Below are 24,850 nucleotides of genomic sequence, written 5' to 3'. Positions count from 1 at the left end.
GTAGCCAGTGGGTTGAGAAAGAAACGTGCTATAAAAGCCAGCTACGTGCCGGGCTTACGAAAAAACTCGGCTAATTGCTGCCCATCGAGGAGTACCACGGTGGGGCGGCCGTCGGGGGTGTAGTTGGGCACCTGGCAGGCAAAGAGCTTATCGACCAGCGCGCTAAGCTCGACATCGGGCAGGCGGGGCTGGCTGGTGGCCTGGGCTACGCGCCGGGCCAAGGCGCGGGCCAGCGCCTCGCGGCGGTCAACTTTGAGTGGGGCAGCACCGCTGCGAAACTGCTCGATGAGGCTCTCTAGCAGCTCCTTTTCGCCTTGGGCGGGCAAGTCAGTGGGCACAGCCTCGACGGCAATGGTGAGCGGCCCAAATTCAGCGAAGCGAAAGCCTAGCAAGTGCAGCGGCTGCGTGAGCTCTTGGAGCACGGCAAAATCGGAGGGCGAGAACGTGAGCGGCCGCGGAAACAGCAGCGCCTGCGAGTGCCCGCCGCTGCGAGTTTGGCCGGCGGCGTACTGCTCATAGAGAATGCGCTCGCGGGCGGCCTCTTGGTCGATGAGCATGAGGCCCGACTTCACGGGCAGCAGCACGTAGCGCGTGAGTACCTGCGTAGCCCTAGGTGAGTGCGCGCCACTGCTGGCCTGCGTAAGCGCCTGCGCCGGTGTGGGGGCTGGCGGCGTAGGATGTAGAAATGGCAGCTCGGGCAGCGGCGCTGGGGCGGGCTCGGTGGGACTAGGTGCCGCGGCGGCGGGCGCCGCTGGCTCATTGTCGGGGCGCACGGGCTGACCCAGCTCGCGGTAGAAGGCCTCTAGGTCGCGCTTAGCCTGCTCAGTAGGCCTAGGAGGCAGCTGGCGCTCGGAGGCATCTGCAGAACGGCTCTTACTAGCCTGGCGCGAGGCGGCAGCCGACACCGACGCGGCCAGGGCATCGGGGTTGAACTCGACGTGGCGCGTAGGGCTGGGCAACGCGGTGCCGCTGGCACCTGGCGCCGCGCCTGGGCTGCCCGCCGAGGTGCGCAGCGGCCGGATGGGCGCGAAATTTACATCGCCCTCAAAGTCGAGTGAGGGCGTGAGGCTATGCAGCCCTAGGGCCTGGCGCACGGCAGCGCGCACCACGGCATATACCGTTTTCTCGTCCTCAAACTTAATTTCCGTCTTCGTGGGGTGCACGTTGATGTCAATCGTCTTGGGGTCGAGCTCCAAAAACAGCACGTAGAATGGATGCGTGTCTTTGGGCAGCAGGCCCTCGTAGGCGGCCAGCACGGCGTGGTTGAGGTAGGCCGAGCGGATAAAGCGATTGTTGACGAAAAAGAACTGGTCGCCCCGGCTCTTCTTCGCCGACTCGGGCTTGCCGATGTAGCCTTTCACCGTGATAAAGGGCGTCACCTCTTCGCAACCCGCCAGTTGCTCCTTGTAGTTATTACCCAGCAGCGCCACAATGCGCTGGCTGAGCTTGCCAGCAGGCAGGTTGAATACTTCTAGGTCGTTTTGATAGAGTGAAAAGGCAATTTGCGGGTTGGCCAAGGCAACGTGCTGAAACTCGTCCAGGATGTGGCGCATTTCTACCGCGTTGCTCTTCAAAAAATTGCGGCGGGCAGGCACGTTAAAAAACAAATTTTTAACGGCAATGCTGGTGCCATCAGGGCAGGCCGTGGGGGCTTGGCTGCTCACCTGCGAGCCCTCCACGAGCAGCAGCGTGCCGGTTTCCTGACCCCGCTGCTTAGTGCGGATTTCGACCTGCGCCACAGCCGCAATGCTGGCCAGCGCCTCGCCCCGAAACCCTAGGGTACGAATTCGAAATAAATCTTCAGTCGAGCGAATCTTGCTGGTGGCGTGGCGCTCGAGGCTCATGCGGGCATCGGTGGGCGACATGCCCGAGCCGTTGTCCACTATCTGCACGAGCTGCTTGCCCGCCTCTTTTACAATGAGTTGGACCGACGTAGCGCCCGCATCGACGGCGTTTTCCAGCAGCTCTTTTACTACCGAGGCCGGGCGCTGCACCACCTCGCCCGCCGCAATCTGGTTGGCGAGGTACTCGGGCAGCAGTTGAATAATATCGGGCATGGTCTAACGGATACAGTACGCCGGGGCGATTTAGCACGGTTGCTAGCGGCATCCGTGCCTACCTTTGCGGCCAATTTGGGTAGCCAGCTGCTAGTTAACCCAGCACGCTTGCTGTCTTCCTCACCGGCCCTGGCCAGTAGGGAACCGCTGCGGCGGGCCGGGGGTTCCGGCCTAGCTGCTACCGGCAAAAGTAGGTCTGCTAGGCCGCCTTTTCTACCTCTAACTACTCCCAACCTGGGCTAATGCGCGTCAACTTCCGGCTACTTTCTCTGGGCTTGTTGCTGAGCATCACCGGGTTATTACTGGGTTTCTCTACTCCGGGCACTACCCTGCCCGACCCGCTGCCCAATGGTCCCGCCGAGCAGCAATGGGTTGATAGCGTGTTTAATTCGCTCACGCCCGACCAGCGCCTAGGGCAGTTTTTCATGGTGGCGGCCTATTCTAACCGCGAAAAGGCCCACATCGACCGCATCGAGCGGCTGGTGCGCAACCAGAATATTGGTGGGGTGATGTTTTTGCAGGGCGGCCCTAAGCGCCAGGCCTTGCTTACCAATCGCCTGCAGGCCGCCGCCAAAGTGCCGCTGCTCATTGCCACCGATGCCGAGTGGGGCCTCGACATGCGCCTCGACTCGACCACGCACTTTGCCAAGGAGATGACCCTAGGCGCCATGGACGACGACAAGCTGGTGTACCAGATGGGGCGCGACCTGGCTCGCAAGCTGCGCGCTCTAGGGGTGCACATCAATTTTGCGCCGGTGGTGGATGTCAACTCCAACCCCAGCAACCCGGTAATTGGCAACCGCTCGTTTGGCGAAAACCAGGACCGGGTGGCCGACCTGAGTGTGCAGTACGTCAAGGGCTTGCAAGACCAACGCGTAATTGCGGTAGCCAAGCACTTTCCGGGCCACGGCGACACCGATACCGACTCACACAAGGCACTGCCAGTTATCAATACCGACCTAGCACGGCTGGAGAAAGTAGACCTAGTACCTTTTCAGAAGTCGTTTGAGGCCGGCGCACTGGGCGTGATGGTGGCCCACCTCTACATCCCGCTCTTTGACACCACTAATGCCAAGACAACAACCCTGTCGAAGGCACTGGTGACAGGCTTGCTACAGGAGAAAATGGGCTTTAAAGGCCTGATTTTCACTGATGCGCTGAACATGCGCAGCGTGAGCAAGCTTTACAAAGACGGCGAACTCGATGCTATGGCCCTGGCTGCTGGCAACGACGTGCTGCTGTTTTCGGAAGACGTGCCGGCTGCCCTCACCCGCATCAAAGAGGCTGTGGAGCGCGGCCACCTCAACCAGGCTGACCTCGACGCGCGCATCAAAAAGATTTTGCGGGCCAAGTACTGGGCGGGGCTAAACCGCTACCGCCCCTTGAACCTGACCCACCTGCGCGATAGCTTGAACCAGCCCGAAAGCCGAGTACTGGCGCAGACCATTTTTGAACACGCCGTGACGGTGGTGAAGAACGAGGACAAGCTCCTCCCCTTCCAGCGGCTCGATACCCTGCGCATTGCGGCCATCACTATCGGCACGCAGCCGGAGGGCCCCTACGCCACCATTTTCAATAAGTACCAGCCCGGCCCGGTGTACGCCGTGCCCGACCGCTATGCGCCCGACTCCACCTTTAGCCGCATCCGGACCCGCCTAGGTGATGCCAACGTGGTGGTTGTGAGCCTACACCAGATGAACAACACGCCCAGCCACAACTATGGCCTGGGCGACGGGGCGCTGAAGTTTTTGAAGGAGCTGCAAGCCGACCCCAAGCGCAAGACGGTAGTCGTAGCCATGGGCAACGCCTACGGCCTCAAGCACCTGGAGTCGGCGCGCACGCTGGTTTGCGGCTACGAGGACCACTACGCGGCGCAAATAGTGGTGCCGCAGGTGCTATTTGGGGCGCTGCCAGCGCGCGGCCACCTGCCCGTGACGGTATCGGAGGCCATGAAAGTGGGTACTGGCGTTGCCACCGCCGACCTGCACCGCTTGCGCTACGCGGCGCCTGAGCGCGAGGGACTGAACTCAAAAATAATGAGTCAGATTGACCACATCGCCCTCGAAAGCATCGTGACGGCAGCCACGCCTGGCTGCCAGGTGCTCATCGCCAAGAACGGCACGGTAGTCTTTGATCAGAGCTACGGCTACGGCACCTACGACCAAAGCCAGCCTGTGACGAATAGTACGCTCTACGACTTGGCTTCGGTGACGAAAGTAGCCGGCACCCTGCAGGCCATTATGTATCTCAAGGACCATGGCAAGCTGAACCTCGATGAGAAAGTAGCCACCTACTTGCCCGAGATGCAGCGCACCAACAAGCGCCTGATGACCGTGCGCGACGTGCTGCTGCACCAAGCTGGCCTCAAACCGGGCATCCCGACTTGGGAGCGCACCGTCAGCGCTGGCGCTCTCAAGCCGGCTTACTACTCCAGCCAGCGCAACGAGGATTTTCCGAACGAGGTAGCGCCCGGCGAGTACTCCATCAAGGCGGCCGACGACTCGGTGTGGGCTTGGACGCTGCGCTCGCAGCTGCTGCCAAAAGTGAGAGGTAAGTATCCGGTTGAATACTCCGATTTGAGCTTCATCATCATGAAGCGGTTGAGCGAAAAGCTCCTAGGTCAGCCTCTAGCGCAGTTCTTGCCCAAAGAGTTTTACAAGCCCCTCGGGCTGGGCACGATGACCTATAACCCGCTCACGCGCTTCCCAAAGAGCTGCATCGCGCCCACCGAGAACGACACCTATTACCGCCGCGAGCAGCTGCAAGGCACCGTGCACGACCAAACCGCTGCCTTGGTAGGCGGCGTAGGCGGCCACGCCGGTCTCTTCGCCACTGCCAACGACCTAGCGGTGCTGATGCAGATGAACCTGCAAAATGGCCGTTACGGTGGCACCAGCTTCTTCCAGACACCAGTAGTGACGGAGTTTTCGCGCCCACAGGTAGCCGGCAACAAGCGCGGCTTGGGCTGGGACCGCGGCGACCCCAGCAAGCCCGAGGGCCCCACCAGCCACCTAGCCCCTGCTAGCACCTTCGGCCACACCGGCTTCACGGGCACCTGCGTGTGGCTCGACCCCGACAACCAGATTCTCTACGTCTTCCTCTCCAATCGCGTGTACCCCGACGCAGGCAACATCAAGCTGCGGACTTATAACATCCGCACCCGGATTCAGGAAGTGGTATACAAAGCCATGGTGCCCACGCCAGCGAAAAACGGCACTAATTAGCGCAGCCTACGCGCCACTTCTAGCATTTAGGAGGCTGTGCGCTTGCGCTGCCGGCCCAGCAACATGCGGGTGCGCCGCGCCTGCCGGGCGGCCAATGCGTGTAGGCGCTCGTGGTAGAGCACCCAGCCGCCTACGGCACCTAGGGCACTGCCGAGCAGTATGTCGAGGCCCCGCGCACGCAACAAGCCGTTGGAATCATGTAGGAGTGCGGCATCCGACTCGGCCAGGAAGATGGTAAGCACCGTGAGGAATACCACCGCCACGGCATAGTTGCGCACGATAAATACTTCGACCACAATTTGCAGCCCCACAATAGCCACCCCGATGCTGAGCAACGACGGGTGCAATTGCAACACCGCCCAGGCTAGCCCCAACCCCACCAGAGTCCCGAGTACTCGCTGCGCGCCGCGCTGCCACACATGTACAGTGCTTACACCCTGCATAACGGCCATGCACGACACGGGCACCCAGTAGGGCGTGTCGAGGTGCAGCCAGGAAGCTAGCAGCAGCGACAGCCCCACGAAGCCACCAAACGTGAGCGCCTCCACTAGATTGACTACCCGACCTTTGGGCAGCGCAGCAACTACGGAAGCCGGAGCCTGGCTGCGCAGCGCTAGCAGGCTATATAATAGCCCTAGCCCGCAGGCCAGCATGGTGCCCAGCGCCACATAGCCGACGCGGGCGGGCAGGCTCGCTAGTTCATACGGTAAGCAGGCCGCTACCGAAGCAATCATAATAAAGAAGAAATTACCCGGCGGGCGGTACAGCTTTAGGTAATAGATAACCACGTGCAGCACTGCGGCAAAGACGCCTAGGCCGCCTGCCATCAGCAATGGATGCCCCCCGCACAGCAACCCAACCGCAAACGACACCAAAATGCCAAATGAGCAGGTCATCAGGGTCAACATGCGGGGCAGCAGCCCAGCCTCATAGTTGGTGTACAAGATGACCAGGCCAGCCAGCGAGGCCAGTTTGCCACCGGCCAGGTTACCGGCCCAGTGGCCCGCCAGCAGCGGCAGGCCCACGCTCAACCCGGCCAATATTGGGAAGTGCCAGGGCCGGGTGGTAGAGCGAAACTCGAACAACGGCTGTAGCATAGCAGCGATAATGTAGGCTTACTGCGAAGCCGCCCACGCATTATCGGCAGGGTAGCTATCGGGCACGTAGAGGCTACCTAGGGCCACTTTGCTGATAGCTTTGCGACCAGCCACGGGGACTTTTACGCTAGTAGCGCCGCTCTGCCACACCGCGATGGTACGGTGCAGCTTCTCAGTGCTACCGTCGGCAAAAGTCACGGTGAGGTCTACCGGCACAGGCTTGCTGCCCTTGGCCGTGACCACTATTTCGCCAGCAGTGCTGCCGGTGGCCGAGGTCACACTCGTGATACCTAGGTCGGGGTAGCCGCCGTCGAAAAACCAACGCTGCCAAAACCAATCGAGATTTTGACCTGCTCCGGCATTCATCGAGTAGAAGAAGTCGTAGGGCATCGGGTGCTTGCCGTGCCAGGTGCGGATGTAGGTATGCAGTGCCTTGGTAAACAGCTCGTCGCCGAGCAAATCTTTGACGTACAAGTACCCTAGGCCGGGCTTGGGATACGAGTTGAGGAAGAACGGCGTGCCAGTTTGCTGCGTGGTCAGGGTCACGATGGGCAGGTCGTCCTCCGTAGCGGCGGCGCGGGCGTAGGGCACCATGCCGTAGTCATCAACTAGCTTGGGGTCGATGAGGGGTGAAATCAGCCACTCGCCGATGGTGGCCCAGCCTTCGTCCATCCAGCCGTACTTGGTTTCGTTGATGCCCATGTAAAACGGGAACATCGTGTGAAAAATCTCATGGTCGGTGAGCGTGATGGCGTCCTCGCGGGTGCTAGTGGGGTTGTCGTTCACCATCATGGGGTACTCCATCTGGTCGAGGCCGTCGAACACCGTTTCGTGCGAGTAGGGAAACGGCCACTTGGGGAAGGTGTAGCTCATGGCCTCCACTGTGCGGCGCCCAAACTTGGCTACTTCCCGAAAGTCTTCGTGCTTGGCATTGTACACGGCATCGACGCGGGTGCGGCGCTTGGTGGCGGGGTCTACCACGAGGCTGCTGGCGTCCCACACGTAGTGGTCGGCGGTAGCAAAGACGAAGTCCGTCACGTCGCGGGCGTCGAAGTGCCACGTGTTTTGCGCGTTGGGCGCCGTGGCATCATGTCGCCGCGCCTCGGTGCTGTCGATGATAGTCGTAAAGCCATCCTTCTTCTCGGCGGTGCGCAGGCGGGTTAGGTACTTTTTGGTGAGCACCTGGTCGGCATTAGTCAGGTCACCGGTGGCCCAAACCAGGAAGTTGCGCGGCACCGTGATATCGACCGCGAAGTGGCAGAAGTCATTATACATCTCCGGCCCGCCGGTGTACGGAATGCGGTTCCAACCATCGATGTCATCATACACCGCAATGCGCGGGAAGAAGTACGCCACAAACGCCGCCCCCGGCTCGACCTCACCCGTGCGCTGGTGCGAGCCCTTGTTGAGCGTGTACGAATACGTAATGGATACTTGAGCCGCCTGCCGGGTACCTAGGGCGCGCGGCAATGCTACCTTCATGTTGGTATTATCGATGGCCAACTGGCTCACATCCAGCGCTTGGTCATTAATGCTAAGCTGCGCGATTTTAACGCCATCGCTCAGGTCTTCGGGTGCAAACTTGCCCGAGCGCGGGGCACCCTTCTGGTAGATATTGGGGTAAAGCTTAAACCATAGCTGGCGTAGCGAATCGGGACTATTGTTTTGGTAGGCAATATTGACAGTGCCCGCTACCAACCGCGTGCCGGGGTCGAAGTTGACCTTAATGGTATAGTCGGCCGTGTTTTGCCAGTACTTGGGGCCCGGCTGGCCGGTGGGCGAGCGCGTGCCCCGGTCGTAAGTGGCGCGCAGGTTGCGCGGCATGGGCAGCGGCGCTTGGGCCAGGCTAGTGGTGTAGGCCAGCCCTAGGGCCAGCACGGAGCCAAGAAAAGGAAGCTTTTTCAACAACGGGTCAAAAGAGAATATAACGAAGCGCAAAAGGCAATAGAAACCCCATGCCTCGCGCCTGGCACCAGCATACGCTTACGGACGGCAATGCATTGCGCCCCTAGGTCACTCAACGGCTGCTTTAGCGAGGCCAAGAAGCCCGGCACAAAGTTAGGCCGCGCGCCCGCGCCCCACCCCGGCCGCCTGCCGCACCCAGCAGCCCGCCAGTGCCGCCACACCGCCCACCAGCCCACCAAGCACAGCCGTGAGCAGCACTAGCACCCAACCTTGGCCACCCAGCGGCAGCAGCTGCGCCACTCGGTGGCTCAGGATGCTGGCGCTGTTAAAATTGAGCCAAGCCGCCATTAGCAGCCAGCCCAGCCCGATACCCGCAAAGCCCGCCCCGAATGCCCGGCCGCCTGTGCTACCCAGTGCGGCTGCCAGGGCAAAGCACAGCGGCGCAATAACCCACCAGGGCAGGAAAAGCTGCGTGAGGAAAGCCAGTAGCAGAATCGAGATAAAAAGCTTCATGATATTAGGTGTATTTTCATCGAGGTAGGTCATGCAGCGCGCAGCGGAGCATCTCGCGTGGCGCAGTAATCTCTGACGCTAGCAACGAAGCGAGCGAGATGCTCCGCTGCGCGCTGCATGACCAACGCTTTTTGATTGCGCCAACAACGCAGCGATTGAGATGCTTCGCAAGCTTAGCATGACAGACAGTTTTCAGTGTTTGCAACTGAGTAAGCCAGTCTACTTCGCCAACGTCCAGCTACCCCGTACACGCGGGTTGGCCTCGGTGGCCGAACGCAGAAATACCAGCTCGTTGAGCTGGCCCACGCGCCAGGTTTCGAGCATGTCGTCGTAGGCCGCCGAGCCAGGGTTGCCGCTTTGGCCGCCCGGAAAAACGCCGTAGGCACGTACCTGTGGCCCTAGGGCCACCACCATGCGCCATGAGGGACCGTTGCGCTCGGAAGTAGCATTTACGATGCCCGCACCGCCGCCGCAGTCCAGGTCCATATGGCCGAAGCCAGGTAGCTGGAGAATATGCAGGATGTCGGTGCTTTTCTGGTTTTTCCATGCCCATTTAGGACCTAGGGTGCCGTATTTGCGGGTGAGCGAGTCGGTAGCGAAGCGCAGGCTGCGGCGCACCAACTGCGGCAGGGTTTCGCGCTGCGGGGTGCGGCGGTCGTCTATCCAAGGGCTGTTTTCCTCGTGCAGTAACAACTGTTTGGTGCGGTCGCGGGCGGGGTAACGCATTTCCAGGCCCGTGGCTTTCGCCCCGAAGTCATCGCCCCAAATACGCCTTACTAAGTCATTGTACCAAAGGTCGTACACGCTGGGCGCTAGCGCATCGGCATTGTACTGGTAGTTCCACCGGCGCATTTCGGCTAGCACCTGGGCCTCGGGCGAGGCGGCAGCTACTAGCGTGTCGCCGTTGGTGGGGCCAGCGGCCAGCTCCAACAAGCGTGGCATCAGCAACTGAGCCGTGAGGTTGAGGTTGTCATTTTGGAGCACCCGCAGGCTGTCGGGCGTGGCCTGCGTCATGCGCGCCAGCCGCGTATTGATGCGGTGCGAGCGGTCGTAGGTGCCATCGCCGTAGTTCCAGTTCAGGTAGTACGGGTAGTCGGGGCCGGTTGAAAACTGGTTGGCCGACGACACAAACTGACGCGGCGGATTCTTTACGTGCGGGTTTTGGGCAGCCGGAATCCAGCCCTGCCAGTCGTAGGCCGGGTCGGTGCCGTCGAGGATAAACTTGCCCTGGTCGCGCCACTTCAGCGGGAAGCGACCGTTGGGCCAGATGGCGATGTCCTTGTCGGCACTGGCGAAAATAAAGTTCTGAGCGGGTGTGCCGTAAGTACTGAGCGCCGTTGTGTAGTCCTGATAATTGCGGGCGCGGTTGAGGCGGTAGAAGGTCTGAAACTCGTTGGCCGCATCGTGCGCAGTCCAGCGCATGGCATGAGCCACGGGCACCTGGCCTGGTAAAAAGGGCTTTTCTGGCTTGTCGTACACGATGGGACCATGGTGGGTGTAGAGCACCGTATCGAGGCGGTCGGGCTGGCCGCGCACCTTGATGCGCTCCACCACCCGGCGCACTGGTTTCCAGCGGCCATCATGCCAGTACTCGCGCCGGGTATTATCCTTGAACTTCAGTTGGTACCAGTCCACCACGTCGGCGGCCACATTGGTGACGCCCCAAGCTACTTGCTCGTTGAAACCGATAATGGCAAACGGCACGCCCGGAATACTCACGCCGTACACGTTGACGCCGGGTGCGGCCAGCTGCACCTGATACCAGATGCTGGGCAAATTGAGCTGCAAGTGCGGGTCATTGGCCAGCAGCGGATAGCCGGTGGCCGACTTGGCTCCGCTCACTGCGAAGTTGTTGGAACCCAGTTCGGGGTCGGGCTCGTGCTGCGGCACCAGGCCTGACATGGCCGCCGCGAAGCCAGGCGGCGTGGCCGGCACCGGCAGCGGCGTAAAGTCGAGCGGCGTGCCCACGGGCACAATGGGGTCTTCCTGCACCGGGTAGTCGGGAAACAGGTCTTTAACCACGGCCGGGCCGTATTTGGCCAGCGCATTGCTCATGCGCAGGTCGTCGGAGCGGCCGCTCAAATCGAAAGCCATGTACTTCAAAATCAACGCACACTTCAACGGCTCCCAGGGCTCAGGCGCGTAGTCGAGCAGCTTGTACTCGAAGGGCATTGTTTTCGGGGTAAGCGTCTTGATATAAGCATTCACCCCATCAGAGTACGACGTCAGTACCAAGCGGCTCACTGGGTCAGTCATGGCCGAATCGAGCGACTTGCGCGCCCCATAAGCTAGGCCCATGCGCCGGAAAAACCGGTCGGTTTCGAGGCGGCCCGGCCCTACTATTTCGGCCAACCGGCCGGCGGCTACGTGCGTGATAAAGTCCATCTGCCACAGCCGGTCCTGCGCCGTGAGGTAGCCCTGAGCGTAGTACAGGTCGTGGTCGTCTTGGGCGAATACGTGCGGCACCCGCTTGTCGTCGTAGCGCACCTGCACGGGCGCTTGCAGGCCTGGCAGCTGTAGCGTTTGGGGCGCGGCGAATGCATCGGCCGCTTCACCGTTTTGCCAAAAGCCCCGGAATGGGCTCAGCAGCTTACCGAAGGGCGGCAGGTTGCCGTGCTTGGTATTCAGCGCCCAGGTCAGCGCTACAGTGGCGGCGAGGGCGAGCAGGGCTTTAATCCAGTGGAGCATGGTGTGCCAGGATACTAAAAAGACGTTTGTCATTGCGAGCGTAGCGAAGCAATCGCACCTGTTGAACCGCACCTCCTAGGTACCGCTCTGGTGCGATTGCTTCGCTGCGCTCGCAATGACAGATAGAATCTACTGCACTGCGTTGCGTGGGTCGGGCGTGGGCTGCATCTGGTAGTCGTGAGGCGGCTGGGCGCCGGCCAGATGTTGCACGAAATAGTCCCAGCGGCGGCGCATCATATAGGGTGAGTACTGAGCGAAACCGTGGTGGGCATTGGGGAATACTACCAGGTCGTAGCTCTTGTTGGCTTTGGTGAGGGCCTCTACTACCAGCCAGGTGTTGTAGGGCGGCACATTGTCGTCCATGAGGCCGTGAGCCAGCATCAGCTTGCCTTTGAGATTCTTGGCAAAGGTGGCGTTGGCCTGGTTGTCGTAATTAGTGGTGCCGTCGGGGTTATTTTTGAGCAGGCCAATGTAGCGCTCGGCCCAGTCGTCTTCGTAGTTGCGGTTTTCGTGGTTACCCGATTCCGAGATGCCGACTTTAAAGAAATCGGGGTAGCGGAACATGGCCGCCGCCGTGGCGTAGCCGCCGCCCGAGTGGCCCCAAATACCAGCCCGCTCCAGGTCGATGTAAGGGTATTTCTTCGCAAGCTGCCGCATGCCGCTCACTTGGTCACCTAGGGTGTTTTCGGCCATGTTGCCGTAGCAGGCATCATGGTAGCTCTTGCTGCGCAGCGGGTTGCAGCTACCCTCAATCACGACCACCACGAAGCCCAGCTCAGCCAGTGCTTGGTTGTCGTTGCGGGCGGCCGAAAACGACCAGTTGCCCACACCCCCACCCTGCGGACCGGGGTAGATGTAGTTGATAATGGGGTACTTCTTGGCCGGGTCCAGCACCGTGGGCGTGAACATGAGGCCGTAGAGGTCGTCTTTGCCATCCTGGGCTTTCACCGTGATGGGCGTGGGCGCCTTCCAGCCGGTGGCGGTGAGGCGCGAAATATCGGTTTTCTCTAGGGTCGAAATCAGCTTGCCATCGGCTCCGCGCAGTACCGTGGCGCCCGGTTTGTCGGGCTGCGAGTAGGTGTCCACGAAGTAGCGGCCTGAGGGCGCTAGCGCCACTTGGTGGTTGCCGGCTTCGGGCGTGAGCAGGGTTAGCCCCTTGCCATCGAGCCCGATGCGGTAGAGGTGCGCGAAGTAGGGGTTGCCGGGCTCGCGGCCATCGGCCAGGAAGTAGAGCTGGCGCTTGACCTCGTCTACTTGCAGCAGCTGCGTCACCACGAAATTGCCCTTCGTAATCTGGCGCTTCACCTTGCCGCTGCCGGCGTCGTAGAGGTAGAGGTGGCCCCAGTTGTCGCGCTCCGAGTACCAAATAACTTCTTTGGCCTTGGGCAGATAGCGCCAGTTGATGGCGCGCTGACCCGATTCGTACTGCGTGGATACGGTTTCTTCGAACACCTCACGCACCGCGCCGGTGGCGGCGTCGGCCACACGCAGCTTCTCCTGCTTGTGGTCGCGCGAGGTCGAAACGAAGGCTAGCTGGCTAGCGTCGGGGCTCCAATCCACGTCGTCGAAGGTGCCGCTGCTCGAAATATCGTCCGAGAGCGAGCCGCGGTGCGGGTCGGGTGCCACTTGCAGGCGCACCACTTTCGGGCTGTTCACTTCCACGATTACCCGCTCTATCATGGCGATGTCTTTGTCGCCTGGCAGTGGGTATTTCCAGGCTTCGAGCTTGGGGTGGCCAACGTTGGTGGTCACGAGGTACATGTCGCCTACCTTGCGCTGGTCTTGTCGGAAGGTGGCAATTTTGCGCGAGTCGGGCGACCAGCGTAGCACCGGCGCGTCGCTATGGGTCCAGCCAGCGTTATCGGTGGCGTAGCCGTAGTCCTTCACGCCGTCGGTGGTGAGTTGGGTGCTCTGGCCAGTTTTCGTGTCGCGCACCCACAGGTTGTAGTCCTTAATATAGGCGGCGAGCTGGCCGTTGGGCGACTCGACTTCGTTGCGGGCGTTAGAGTTAGGTTGGGCGGCCGGTGTAGCGTCGGGGCTTAGCTTCCCGCTACCTAGGTCGTATTGCCAGCTCTTGCCAGCGGCCGCAAAGGCTACTGACTTGCCATCGGGCGAAAATGTGAGGTCCAGATACGGCAAACGGTTGGCCTCGTAGGTTTTGCCGGTAGCCGTGGAGAGCGCGGCGGCCAGCTTGGCGTGGTCGAAGGCGGCGGTGCGGGTCTTGCGGGCCGGGTCTACCAGCACGTATTCGCTGCCCTTGGCCGTGGGCACGCGATACCAGAATTGGTCATTTGCCAGCCAGTGCGGCTGGCCGGGCGTGCCATCTACCAGCGGCTGAGTGTGGTAAATCATAAACCGCTCGGCGCGGGCGTAGTCCTGGTCGGTGAGGACGGGCCGCTGCTGGGCCACAGCCGCGGTAGAAACGAAAAGTGTGGCGGCAACCACGAGGCCCGGTACAGATTGGGGCATAAGCTTGGTGGGGAGCAGGCTAAATGTTGGTATTATTCAAAGTCGAAAGGTAGCGCGCTTTGCCCAACGGTTGCACCGGCCTAGGGCCTGTCATTAATTACACTACACTGCCTGTCCTTGTGAGCGCAGCGAAACAATCGCACCCGAAGGGCTCGTCTTGATGCGATTGCTTCGTTGCGCTCGCAAGGACAAGTGCTTTTGGCTGACCAAGAAAGTCACATAGGACAAAGAGAAAGCCCCGCTGCCAGGGCTTTCTTACAAATAACTATCGGCTTACAGCTACCACGCGCCCCTACTCCACCCGCTGCAAATCCAAATCCTGAAAGTCGTAGCTGAAATCAGTGGCGGGCGAAATCGGCTTCATCTTGAAGCCCGTGGCCCGTCCCTGGTCATCGAGGGCGAAGGTGGCGAACGCATCGGCGTTGAAGCTGCGGGCTTTCCAGCGCACCGCAAAGGTGCTGCCGCGGTAGGGCAACACCTGGCCCACCAGCCGGGGCGCCCGCACGGCGCGCAGCCATAGCTGCTGGCCCTGCTGGTACACGTTCACGTCGCCGAGCCAGGCGTCGTGGTAGCGGCCCACGTAGGCTTTGTAGTCGGACTTTTTGGACGCGGCTTTTTGGGCGGTGGCTACTTGCTGCCACACGGCGGCCAGCTCCTTGGCATCGTCGGACTGGTATTCTTTTATAGCGTCGGCCATCAACTTCACGCGGTCCAGGCCCTTCATACCGAAGTAGTGGTCCTCGATGGTGGTTGAAATGGCCGTGAAGGCCGCCCCGCTTTCCTGGTTGGTGAGTACAATAATGCCCAGGTGCAGCTCCGGAATCATCTTTACTTCGGTTACCATTCCAATCTCGCCGCCGGTGTGGGCTACTTCTTTGTAGCCCCGCACATCGCGCAGAAACCAGCCCAGTCCGTAAGCCGAAAAGTGGGTATTGTAGCTGTAAGGCTTATACTTTTCTGGCACTGGCCCTCCTATTGGCAGGATGGTTTGCGGCGACCATAGCTCCCACTGCGTTTTGGGTTTGAGCAGCGGCGCCGGGGCGCCAGGGCCACCCATTAGCATCAGTAGCCACTTGCTCAGGTCGTTGACACTGCTGTACATGCCGCCGCAGGGTGCGGCAAACGTACTGCGGTCGCGCTGAATAACCTGCACTTTGCCCTCAACCGGGCCGTGGGCGTCGATGACGTTGGTGGGGTCGGGCAGGCGCGTAAAATCGGTAGCAGTACGCGTCATGCCCAGGGGCTTCAGCAGGCGACTTTCTACAAAATCGGCCCAGGGCTGGCCCGCGATGCGCGTCACTACCTCGCCGGCCACGATGTAGAGGTTATTGTCGTAGTCGTACTTGCTGCGAAACGACGACACCGGCTTGAAATAGCGCAGGTTGTGAATCACGTCCTTCACCGTGAAGTTGCTGGAATCGGGGAAGAACATCAAATCGCCCGCGCCCAGGCCCATGCCGCTGCGGTGCGTCAGCAGGTCGCGCACCGTGAACTCGGCCGTCACGTAGGGGTCGTACATACGGAACTCGGGGATGTAGTCGGTCACCTTGTCGTCCCACTTCAGCTTGCCCTCGTCCACTAGCAGCCCTAGGGCGGCAGCGGTGAAGGCTTTGGTGTTAGAGGCAATGCCGACCAGTGTATTAGCGTCCATCGGCTCCTTGCTTTTCAGCGAGCGCACGCCGTAGCCTTTGGCCATTACCACTTGTCCATCTTTCACCACCGCCACCGAGATGCCGGGCACGTTAAATTCTTTGAGGGTGCGAGCCACCACGGCATCCACGCCCGCTACGTCGAGGTGTGCCGTAACGGGCGGGGCGGTTTGGGCCAGCGCGGGGCCGGCGAGTAGCAGCCCGAGGGCGGCGAGCAGGGGGCGAAGTTTTTTCCTAGGGAGAAAGCCTGCCGCCACGTTGGGCAGTAGTACTGTTTTCATCAGCAGTAAAGTGAAGATTGAAAAATTCTGCACAATATCGACTAAAAACAGGACGGTAGGGGCCGGTGCGTCTCGCCCCCTGCCCCCACGTCAGGATAGCACGATTATATTTTCCAGATAGGAGTTAACTGACAAAAAGAAAGCCCCATCGCTGGGGCTTTCTATCAATAAAAATGGACACCTAGGGCTATTTGCGCTTCGGGGCAGCCTTGGCACCAGCAGGCTTAGCGGGCGCCGCAGCTGCACCGCTCAGCGGAAAGCCGCGCTGCTTCATCAGGGCATCCACCTTGGGGTCGCGCCCGCGGAAGGCGCGGTAGCCCACGGCCGGGTCCACGGTATTGCCGACGGTGTACACGTGCTGGCGCAGGCGGGCGGCCACGGCCTTGTCGTAGGGCCCGCCGGCCTCGGTGAAGGCGCTGAAGCCATCGGCCGCCAGCACCACCGACCACAGGTAGGAGTAGTAACCCGCCGAGTAGCCATCGCTCGAAAACACGTGGCTAAACTGCGGCGTGCGATGGCGCATCACCAACTCGTGCGGCATACCCAGCTCGGCCAGCGTCTCGCGCTCAAATTTGTCGGGGTCGATTTTCTGGTCGCCGGCCAGGTGCAGCTTCATATCGACGAGGGCGCTGGCCAAAAACTCGGTCGTAGCAAAGCCTTCGTTGAAGGTGCTGGCCTTGTTGATGCGGTCTACCAAAACCTGCGGAATCGGCTTGCCAGTCTGGTAGTGCAGGGCAAAACGGTTGAGCACCTCGGGCGTGGGCAGCCAGTTTTCGAGCAGCTGCGACGGAAACTCCACGTAGTCGCGCACCACGCTCGTGCCTGAGAGCGTGGGGTAGGTCACGTTGCTCGACAGCCCGTGCAGGGCGTGCCCAAACTCGTGAAACAGCGTGGTGGCATCGGTCCAGGAAATGAGCACCGGCTCGCCATCCTTGCCCTTCACGAAGTTCGAGTTGTTCGACACGATGGTGGTCACGGGCTTGCCGTCGAGGCGCTCCTGCTTGCGGTAGGCGTTCATCCAGGCGCCCGAGTTTTTGCCGGGCCGGGCGTAGGGGTCAAAGTACCAGAGACCCACCTGCTTGCCGGTGGTGCGGTCGTTTACCTGCCACACCTTCACGTCGGGGTGGTACACGGGCACGTCGGGCGCGGGCACAAAGGCAAAGTTGAACAGCTCGCCGGCCACCCAAAACATACCCTCGCGCATCTTATCGAGCTGCAAGTACTGCTTCACTTCGTTTTGGTCGAGGTCGTAGCGCGCCTTACGCACCTTCTCGGCGTAGTAGCGGTAGTCCCAGGGCTCGATTTTGAAGTCGGCCGGGGCGCCTTCTTTCTTGGCGAGCGCCAGCATGTCGGCCACTTCCTCGTGCACGCGGGCCACGGCGGGCTTCCACATATCCAGCATCAGCTGCATGGCGGCCTCGGGCGTTTTGGCCATCGTGTTGTCGAGGCGCAGATGGGCGTGGGTCTTGTAGCCCAGCAGCTTGGCCCGCTCGGCACGCAGCTGCAAAATTTGGGTAATGAGGGCGTTATTGTCGTGCGCGCCGCCATTATCGCCCCGATTTGTGAACATGCGCCAGGCCTTTTCGCGCAGCGCCCGCTGGTCGGAGTACGTCAAAAACGGGTCGATGCTAGAGCGGGTGTTGGTAATAACGCCCGCTGCGGCCACTTGGCGCGTGGTGGCCGTGGTTTTGGCCGCTTCGCGCAGCGAGGCCGGCAGGCCCCCTAGGTCCTTCTCGGTTTTCAGCACCAGTACCGAGTCGGCCTCGTCGGCTAGCACGTTCTGCGAAAACTTGGTAAAGAGGCCCGCCAACTGCTGGTTTATTTGCGAGAGCCGCGTCTTGGCCGGCGCGTCGAGCTTGGCGCCTGCCCGCACAAACGCCTTGTAACGCACCTCCACCAGGCGCTGCTGCTCGGGCGTGAGCTTCTTGGTGGCGGGGTCTTTATACACCGCTTCGATACGCTTGAACAGCGCCGCGTTCTGCGAAATCTGGTCGCTGAAAGCCGCCATTTTGGGCGCCATCTCGGTTTCTACCGCGCCAAAGGCCTTATCATTCAAGGTCGTTTTCCAGACGCCGTACTCGGCCTGCACTCGGTCTAGGGTGCCACCGCTGCGCTCCAGCGCCACGATGGTATTGTCGAAAGTGGCCGGCTTGGGATTATTGGCGATGGCTGCGATTTCAGCCAAGTTTTCGGCCATCGCGGCCTCCAGCCCGGGCTTAAAATCAGCCACCTTTATTTTGTCGAAGGATGGCACGCCGCCGTGCGGGCCGCCCCAGGGCGCGAGCAGCGGGGCCTGATTGGTATGCAGCGTGACCGACGCGGCGCCCGCCGCGGGCGTTTGCGCCGTGCTGGTTAGAGACATAGCAGTTAGGGCCAGCCCTAGGGTAGCGAGAAACGCGGACCGGTAGTAAAAAGAAGAAAACGGCATAGAGGAGAGTAAATGGCAATCTAAAATGACGCGCAGACTAGCGCTCCAGCTTGAAGTCCTTGTCGCGGGCCGGCTGCTCGGTGCGGTTGGCTACGGCCCAGCCGGTGAGGTACATCCAGAGCGTCATTTTGGTGAGCTTGGGGTAATTGATACGCTCGCGCTCATCGCGGGGCGTGTGGTAGTCGGGGTGCAGTACGGTGGTGTAGCTGAGCGCCGGGATACCTAGGCGCGCATAGGGCAGGTTATCAGACCGGAAGAACCAGCCCTCCGGATGGTCGGCGCGGTCCCAGAGGGTATCGAGCTTGAACTGCGGCCCACGCTGGTTGGCGGCCAGGGCGGTGGTCACGAGGTCGAGCGAGTTGCGGTGGGGGCGCTGGCGGCCGAGCAGCGAGGCGCTATCGGGGGCGTTGCGGCCCATCATTTCGGCATTCAACACCGCCACGATGTTCTTTTCGCCTACTATCGGGTGCGCTGAGTAGTAGCGCGACCCTAGGAGCCCGCGCTCCTCGGCACCCTGGAACGCGAATAGCGCCGAGCGTCGCCCCGGCTTCTGCTTGAAGGCCCGCATGATGGCTAGCACCGCCGAGCAACCGGTGGCGTTGTCGTCGGCACCGTTGTAGATAGAGTCGCCGGCCACGGCCTCGCGCACGCCGTCGTGGTCCTGGTGCGTGCCAAAGAGCACGTACTGCGACTTCAACTGCGCATCGGTGCCCGGTATTTTGGCCAGCACGTTCACCGAGGGGTACTTGAAGCTTTCGAGCTGGAGTGTGGCCGCAAACTGCTGGCCGGACTGCTGCGCCCACCCTAGGGCACTGGCGGGCAGCCAGATGGTGGGCACGGGGGCGGTTACCTGCACGTTGGGGCCGCCGGGCAGGTCGTAGCGGCCGCGCTCGTAGGTATGGCCCCAGTGCTCGTACACGGCCTGGGCGCGGGCATCGCCTACAAACACCACGGCCACCGCGCCGGCCTTGGCTAGCTCGGCCGTGCGGTCGCGCAGCGTAGCCACCAAGAAGCGCCGGAAGCTGAGGCCCGGCGTCACGCTACCCGAAAACTGTAGGGCTACGACCTTGCCCTTCACGTCTACTTTGGCCAGGTCGGCGGCGGTGCCGGTGCCCACCCACACCATCGGCGCGTTTACGGTGGCGCTGATGGGGGCAAACAAAATGGCGTCGTGGTTGAGCGCCAACCGATGGCTACCTATGCTGAGCTGGCTGCTCTTGGTAAGGCGTAGGCGCTGAATCTCAAAGAACTGGAAGTACGTGCCATCATCGCCGGCTGGCTGTGCGCCGATGGCGCGGGCCTGCTCGGCCAGCCAGGCCGAGGCGCGCAGCTCGTCGAGCGTGCCCGCCTCGCGGCCGCGGTAGTGGTCGGCGGCCAGCGCGTAGAGGTCACGCTTGATATCGGCTTCGCGAATGGCGGCGCGGGCGTCGGTGGTGGCAGCGGTGGCTTTGGCAGGCGCGGGCTTGCGCTGGGCCTGGGCCCGGGCACCTAGGGATAGGCTTAGCGCCGCCAATAAGGATAGCGTATACTTCATATGAGGCTTTAGAGGGGGATTTCTACAATGTTAAGCAGCGCTGGCTTCATTATATACCAACCCCGCAGCTTACACTAAAAGAAGGCGCGGCTGGATTTTTCCAGACCCTACGCAACTTCTTGCGTTCATGCTCCACCCTTACGCCGCTAAACCTCCGCCGCGCTATCTGGTTAGCCTCTCGCCTACCTTTCCTTTTCCATGAACATCGGCATTGTCTGTTATCCCACCTTTGGCGGCTCCGGCGTGGTAGCTACCGAGTTGGGCAAAGCCCTGGCCCAGCGTGGCCATCGCGTCCATTTCATCACGTACAGCCAGCCGGTGCGGCTCGATTTCTTCAACGAAAACGTCTTTTACCACGAGGTGTACGTGCCTACGTACCCGCTTTTCCAGTTTCCGCCCTATGAGTCGGCGCTGGCCAGCAAGATGGTAGATATCGTGCAAAACGAAAAGCTCGACGTACTGCACGTGCACTACGCCATTCCGCACGCCTCGGCAGCCTACCTCGCCAAGCAGATTCTGCGCTCGCGCGGAATTACAGCGCCCGTGGTTACTACACTGCACGGCACCGATATCACGCTGGTGGGCAAGGATGCCAGCTACGAGCCGGTAGTCACGTTCAGCATCAACCAGAGCGACGGCGTCACGTCGGTATCGGCTGATTTGCGGCGCGAGACTTACGAGTACTTCCCGGTCGAGCACAAGATTGAGGTCATCCCCAACTTCATCGACCTGCACCGCTTCAAGAAGCAGGAAAAGAGCCACTTCCGCACCGCCATCGCCCCCGATGGCGAGAAAATATTGCTACACACCAGCAATTTCCGCACCGTGAAGCGGGTCGAAGACGTGCTGCGCATTTTCGCCGGCGTGCGCCAAGCTATCCCGGCCAAGCTCTTGCTGGTGGGCGACGGCCCCGACCGCACCCGCATGGAGAAGCTAGCCCGCGAGCTCGACTGCCAGCGCGACGTACGCTTCCTAGGTAAGCTTGAAGCCGTGGAAGAGGTACTAAGCGTCAGCGACTTGTTCTTGATGCCCAGCGAAAACGAGAGCTTCGGCCTGGCCGCCCTTGAGGCCATGGCCTGCGAAGTGCCCGTGGTGAGCACCAACGCCGGCGGCATCCCGGAGCTGAACGTGCACGGCGTAACCGGCATGCTCAGCAACATCGGCGACGTAGACGACATGGTGCGCAACGCCCTCTACGTGCTCGACGACGAGAACTTACCGCGCTTTAAAGCCGCCGCTCGCGCCCGCGCCGAAGAGTTTGCCGTGGGCAACATCGTGCCGCTTTACGAAGCTTGCTACGAGCGCGCCATGCAGCTGGCGCTGCAAGCCAGCTAGTTGCATCTTTTCTTCCTACCAAAATAAAAACTGTCATGCTGAGCTTGCGAAGCATCTTACCACGCTAGAATGGTTGTTCTTAGCGTGATAAGATGCTTCGCAAGCTCAGCATGACAGTTTTTATTTTGGTAGGAAGTCTATTCCGCTCTACAGCAAAATGTCGGCTACCTCCTGCCAGCCGCGCACGCGGCGGTAGCGGGTTTCGAGAGCATTGTGCGGAGCATCGAACAGCAAGCCTTCGCCGCGGAAATGCTCGAAATTATAGGCGTTGTCGTCGATGAGGTAGTCGGCGTTGAGGATGCTTTTATCGCCGCAGAACACGTAGTTGGGCCACGGAATAAAATCGAAGTGCTTTTGCAGCCACTGGTATTTGTCGAGAAAGGAATTAGGAAATTCCATCGCGGCCGTGGCAATAAACAATTCGTAGCGCTCGCTCAGGGCCTTGATTACCCGCTGGCTATCCTTGATAACAGGCAGGTCGCGGAAGAAGCCTTCGGCATTGGGGTAGGCACGCAGGGCGGGCTGATGTTCGGGGGCCACCACATCGCGCGGGTTCTTGCCGTGCAGGGCCTCTAGGGTCAGCTCTAGCTGAAAATCACGGCCGTACCACTCTTGGAAGCGGGCAATGGAATCAGCCATTACCTCGTCCATGTCAATGGCAATTCGTTTCATGGTCATAGGTTCTCTAACTCCGAAGTCGGGCCCTAGGTTGGGTGCGCTGGGTTAAAACAGGCGGGCAGCTTCGCGCTTCACTACGTCGAGGGCGTGGGCGGTGGGGTCGGCGGCGTCGGTCATGAGGCCTTCCAAGATGCGCTTGGCTAGCTCGGTACCGCGCAGCTGGCCGGGGTTGGGCAGGCCGTGGAAGGCGCGGTTTATCATCGTCAGCACGTTTTCCTTAGCTTGCTTCACCTGGTCCCAGGCTTCGGGCGTGATGTAGAGCTGCTGTGAAAGATTGTGCTCAAACTCGGCCCGAATTTCCTGTTGCAGCAGGCGGTGGTAGTCGGCCGCCGTTTGGCCGCCGCTACCCAGCCGCACCAAAATATTGTTGGGCGAAATGCGCTCCAGAAACAGCGTCACGCGCTCGTAGGCTTGCAGGCGCAGCGGCAGGGTGGTTTTGCTGGTGTCGAGGCGCAGCTCGATGAGGCGGCGCTGCTGCTCTTTTTCGAGGTACTGGCGGAAGAGCAGGAAAATGGCTCCGGCCACAATAATGGCCGGCAAAATGGTTTTGAGGAGGTCGAAGAGATACGTCGTACTATCCATAACGGGGCGGTAAGCAAATATGGCTTACCTAACGAATGCGCGAGGAGTTGGTTAAGGAGCGGCAAGCTAGGCAAGGGGCCGCATTGGCCCAAGCTTAGCGCCACCAACCCACCTAGGCGGCCGGCGTGAACCGCGGCGGGGTTTTCACTGTTTCCCCCGCAGTGCATCGGCTCGGCGCTGATGTATCTTTGTTATCCCTGTATTTATTCTAAACCAGCACCGCTATGGCTATCGCCACTCAAGTTGCGCCTATCGGCCTCACGCCCCGCGCTTTAGTTGAAGTCAAGAATATTATTCAAGAAAAGAACGTGCCGGCCGACTACGGCTTGCGCATCGGGGTGCAGGGCGGTGGCTGCTCGGGCATGAGCTACCTCCTCGGCTTCGATAAGGCGAAGGACAACGACGAAATCTATGACCTCGACGGTGTGCAGCTCATCATGGATAAAAAGCACGCCATGTACGTACTAGGCATGGAGGTTGACTTTCAGGATGGCCTCAACGCCCGGGGCTTCACCTTCAACAATCCCCAGGCCAAAAGCACTTGCGGCTGCGGCTCGTCGTTCTCGGCCTAGGTCCGCGTTTCGATTGCAATTTTTGGAAAGCCTCTGCCCTTGGGCGGAGGCTTTTGCTATTTAAGCGTCCAGCGCCTGGCGCAGCAGCCGGTACTGCTGGTGCACCTGCTCGCTTTCATAGGGCACAGTGATGTTTTTGTCGGCGGCGGCCAGGGCTAGGTCGGCCTGCTGGCGCAGGGCCTGGCGATAGGCGGGGCGGCTGGTGCGCTGGGCCACGGTGCGCAGAGCTGCCAGCAGGCGCAGGTAGATGGCTAGGTCCTCGGCCGCGTTGGCGCGCACTTGGTCGAAGGCAGTGGCGAGGTAGCTCGCAAAATCGGGGCGCTGCGCGATGACGCGCACCACGCCCGCCTCGGCGCGCACGGGGTTGCCGAGGTCGCGCCCGGCTAGCAGCGCCAGCAACGACCCTAGGCGGTCGATGCACAGCACGGCCGTGCTAGTGTCGTTGATGCCCGGCGACAAGGCTTTGAGGCCAATATCCACCAATTGACGCAGGCCAAAACCTGCGTCTTGGTCGAGCGTGCGCTGGTTGCCAATGCTGTAGGCTTTGTTGATGCGCTCGGCGCTGTCCTCACCAACCAGCCGCTTAGCATTCGGGTATTCGACTGCCGACGCTAACAGCGAACCCTTGGTGACGTAGCTACCAATGGCGTGTTCCATGCGCACCACGGCATCAGTTTCGCAGGCAAAAGCCAGCAATGCTTCCTCATCGATGCCCACTATATAGCCCGATTCATCTGCCACGATGGGCACCCAGTTTAGCGGCCCTAGGTCAGCTAAATCCTCCTTTTCGGCGGGGGTAGCTGCCTCGCCCAGCTCGGTCGGAAACAGCTTGTTAAGGGTCTTTTCGGTTTCGGCAGCGGCGCCTCCTATCACATTGGCAGCCTGGATAGACGAGGCAATGTGGTGAATAAAGAAAATGAGCATGCCGATGCTCACCAACGCCAGCAGCAGCCCGAAAGCCACCGCCAGGCTTGGCACAAAGGCGCCTTGGTCGCCGCCCCGAATGGTGCGCAGCACCATAAGACAGTACACGAATATGCTGACAAAGAAGCCCATGACCACCTGGTTGGGGCGGTCGCGCATAAAGTTGCGCAGCAGCCGCGAGGTGTATTGGCTCGACACCTGCGCCAGCGTGGAGAGCGTAAGCGAAAAGATGAGGCCCGCCACGGTTATCATGGAGCTGGCAATGGCCGAGAGCATGCCCCGCGCCCCGTCGGCCCCGGCCCCAAACAGCAGGGGGTGGCGCTGCGTCCACTCGTGGCCGATGCTATCATCGAGGTGCACCAGACTATAGGCGGCCAGTACGGCCGCCAGCACCATCAGGCTGGGCACAAACCACAGGCTAGAATTGAGGTCCAGCCACCAGCGCTGCACCCGGCTCATGAGGCGGGGTGCCGCCGAGGGCCAGCGCTTAAGTAGTACGCCGTTTTCGGCGCTCGTGAAGTTCTTTGCGTACTACAATTTTGCATGCTGAGCGGTAGTGGAGGGTAACTTGCCTACGGCTCGGCCCGCGCTAGGTTAGCTCCACACTACTTCTCCCCTCCCCCACACACCCTATGGACATCAAGTATCTCTCTGACGCCAAAGGCACCATCACCGGCGTTTTTCTACCTATCGAGGACTGGGAACAGCTCAAGAAGCAGTATAAGATAACCGAAGATGCGCCAGCCGAATCGGGCGCCAAGCTGCAAAAAGGCCTCGCCGACGCGCTCAAGAAAGCCAAGATTGAGCCAGGCGACGAATAAGGCAGGGTCATCAGGGCGAACGGTCTAGAACGTAGTATGCTCGCTCTGCTCGCACTCAAACTATAAAGCCCAAGCCACGAGTTGAATCTGCCA

The 24,850-nt window shown here is 60.8% G+C and carries 16 protein-coding genes; 4 read left to right on the top strand and 12 right to left on the bottom strand.

What is annotated here, in order from left to right:
* Nucleotides 1–41: 41 nt before the first annotated feature.
* Nucleotides 42–2,057 carry a DNA mismatch repair endonuclease MutL gene (gene mutL / locus JAO77_RS02115; RefSeq protein ID WP_198988619.1) on the bottom strand — a complete coding sequence of 672 codons (2,016 nt, stop codon included), beginning with the start codon at nt 2,055–2,057 and terminating at the stop codon, nt 42–44.
* 242 nt (nt 2,058–2,299) lie between these two features.
* Here mutL and JAO77_RS02110 point away from each other — a divergent pair, with 242 nt between their 5' ends.
* Entirely contained in the window at nt 2,300–5,281 is a 2,982-nt protein-coding gene (locus tag JAO77_RS02110; protein WP_198988618.1) for a serine hydrolase domain-containing protein, read from the top strand.
* Nucleotides 5,282–5,307: 26 nt separating this feature from the next.
* On the opposite strand, the gene JAO77_RS02105 is transcribed toward JAO77_RS02110, so the two are convergent.
* The 8 genes from JAO77_RS02105 to JAO77_RS02070 form a co-directional block, all read right to left on the bottom strand.
* The gene (locus JAO77_RS02105) at nt 5,308–6,378 is read right to left on the bottom strand and encodes an FUSC family protein (protein ID WP_198988617.1); all 1,071 of its coding nucleotides are present in this window, start codon (nt 6,376–6,378) and stop codon (nt 5,308–5,310) included.
* Nucleotides 6,379–6,396: 18 nt separating this feature from the next.
* Nucleotides 6,397–8,283 (bottom strand): M1 family metallopeptidase, encoded by a 1,887-nt coding sequence (locus JAO77_RS02100; RefSeq protein ID WP_235998179.1) that lies wholly within the window; start codon nt 8,281–8,283, stop codon nt 6,397–6,399.
* 153 nt (nt 8,284–8,436) lie between these two features.
* The gene (locus JAO77_RS02095) at nt 8,437–8,796 is read right to left on the bottom strand and encodes a hypothetical protein (protein ID WP_198988616.1); all 360 of its coding nucleotides are present in this window, start codon (nt 8,794–8,796) and stop codon (nt 8,437–8,439) included.
* Nucleotides 8,797–9,015: 219 nt separating this feature from the next.
* Nucleotides 9,016–11,484 carry a penicillin acylase family protein gene (locus tag JAO77_RS02090; protein WP_198988615.1) on the bottom strand — a complete coding sequence of 823 codons (2,469 nt, stop codon included), beginning with the start codon at nt 11,482–11,484 and terminating at the stop codon, nt 9,016–9,018.
* 129 nt (nt 11,485–11,613) lie between these two features.
* Nucleotides 11,614–13,953 carry a S9 family peptidase gene (locus tag JAO77_RS02085; protein ID WP_198988614.1) on the bottom strand — a complete coding sequence of 780 codons (2,340 nt, stop codon included), beginning with the start codon at nt 13,951–13,953 and terminating at the stop codon, nt 11,614–11,616.
* Between the two features lie 292 nt (nt 13,954–14,245).
* A complete protein-coding gene (locus tag JAO77_RS02080) occupies nt 14,246–15,883 on the bottom strand; it encodes a serine hydrolase (RefSeq protein ID WP_198988613.1) in 1,638 nt (545 codons plus the stop codon).
* Nucleotides 15,884–16,070: 187 nt separating this feature from the next.
* Nucleotides 16,071–18,311 carry a M3 family metallopeptidase gene (locus tag JAO77_RS02075; protein WP_235998178.1) on the bottom strand — a complete coding sequence of 747 codons (2,241 nt, stop codon included), beginning with the start codon at nt 18,309–18,311 and terminating at the stop codon, nt 16,071–16,073.
* Between the two features lie 37 nt (nt 18,312–18,348).
* Nucleotides 18,349–19,845 (bottom strand): M28 family peptidase, encoded by a 1,497-nt coding sequence (locus JAO77_RS02070; protein ID WP_198988612.1) that lies wholly within the window; start codon nt 19,843–19,845, stop codon nt 18,349–18,351.
* 198 nt (nt 19,846–20,043) lie between these two features.
* On the opposite strand from JAO77_RS02070, the gene bshA reads away from it, so the two are divergent.
* Complete coding sequence (gene bshA, locus JAO77_RS02065; RefSeq protein WP_198988611.1) at nt 20,044–21,180, top strand: N-acetyl-alpha-D-glucosaminyl L-malate synthase BshA; 1,137 nt, start codon at nt 20,044–20,046, stop codon at nt 21,178–21,180.
* Nucleotides 21,181–21,327: 147 nt separating this feature from the next.
* On the opposite strand, the gene JAO77_RS02060 is transcribed toward bshA, so the two are convergent.
* Both JAO77_RS02060 and JAO77_RS02055 read right to left on the bottom strand, forming a co-directional pair.
* Nucleotides 21,328–21,852 carry a 5' nucleotidase, NT5C type gene (locus tag JAO77_RS02060; protein WP_198988610.1) on the bottom strand — a complete coding sequence of 175 codons (525 nt, stop codon included), beginning with the start codon at nt 21,850–21,852 and terminating at the stop codon, nt 21,328–21,330.
* Between the two features lie 51 nt (nt 21,853–21,903).
* Nucleotides 21,904–22,440 carry a DUF7935 family protein gene (locus JAO77_RS02055; RefSeq protein ID WP_198988609.1) on the bottom strand — a complete coding sequence of 179 codons (537 nt, stop codon included), beginning with the start codon at nt 22,438–22,440 and terminating at the stop codon, nt 21,904–21,906.
* Nucleotides 22,441–22,664: 224 nt separating this feature from the next.
* Between JAO77_RS02055 and JAO77_RS02050 the strand changes: the two genes are divergently transcribed.
* Nucleotides 22,665–23,012 (top strand): HesB/IscA family protein, encoded by a 348-nt coding sequence (locus tag JAO77_RS02050; RefSeq protein WP_198988608.1) that lies wholly within the window; start codon nt 22,665–22,667, stop codon nt 23,010–23,012.
* 60 nt (nt 23,013–23,072) lie between these two features.
* On the opposite strand, the gene JAO77_RS02045 is transcribed toward JAO77_RS02050, so the two are convergent.
* A complete protein-coding gene (locus JAO77_RS02045) occupies nt 23,073–24,395 on the bottom strand; it encodes a DUF2254 domain-containing protein (protein WP_198988607.1) in 1,323 nt (440 codons plus the stop codon).
* 173 nt (nt 24,396–24,568) lie between these two features.
* Here JAO77_RS02045 and JAO77_RS02040 point away from each other — a divergent pair, with 173 nt between their 5' ends.
* Complete coding sequence (locus tag JAO77_RS02040; RefSeq protein WP_198988606.1) at nt 24,569–24,757, top strand: hypothetical protein; 189 nt, start codon at nt 24,569–24,571, stop codon at nt 24,755–24,757.
* The last annotated feature ends 93 nt before the right edge of the window (nt 24,758–24,850 follow it).

The organism is Hymenobacter sp. BT559, assembly GCF_016427535.1.
Taxonomy (GTDB): Bacteria; Bacteroidota; Bacteroidia; order Cytophagales; family Hymenobacteraceae; genus Hymenobacter.
This window is presented reverse-complemented; position numbering and strand designations above follow the sequence as displayed.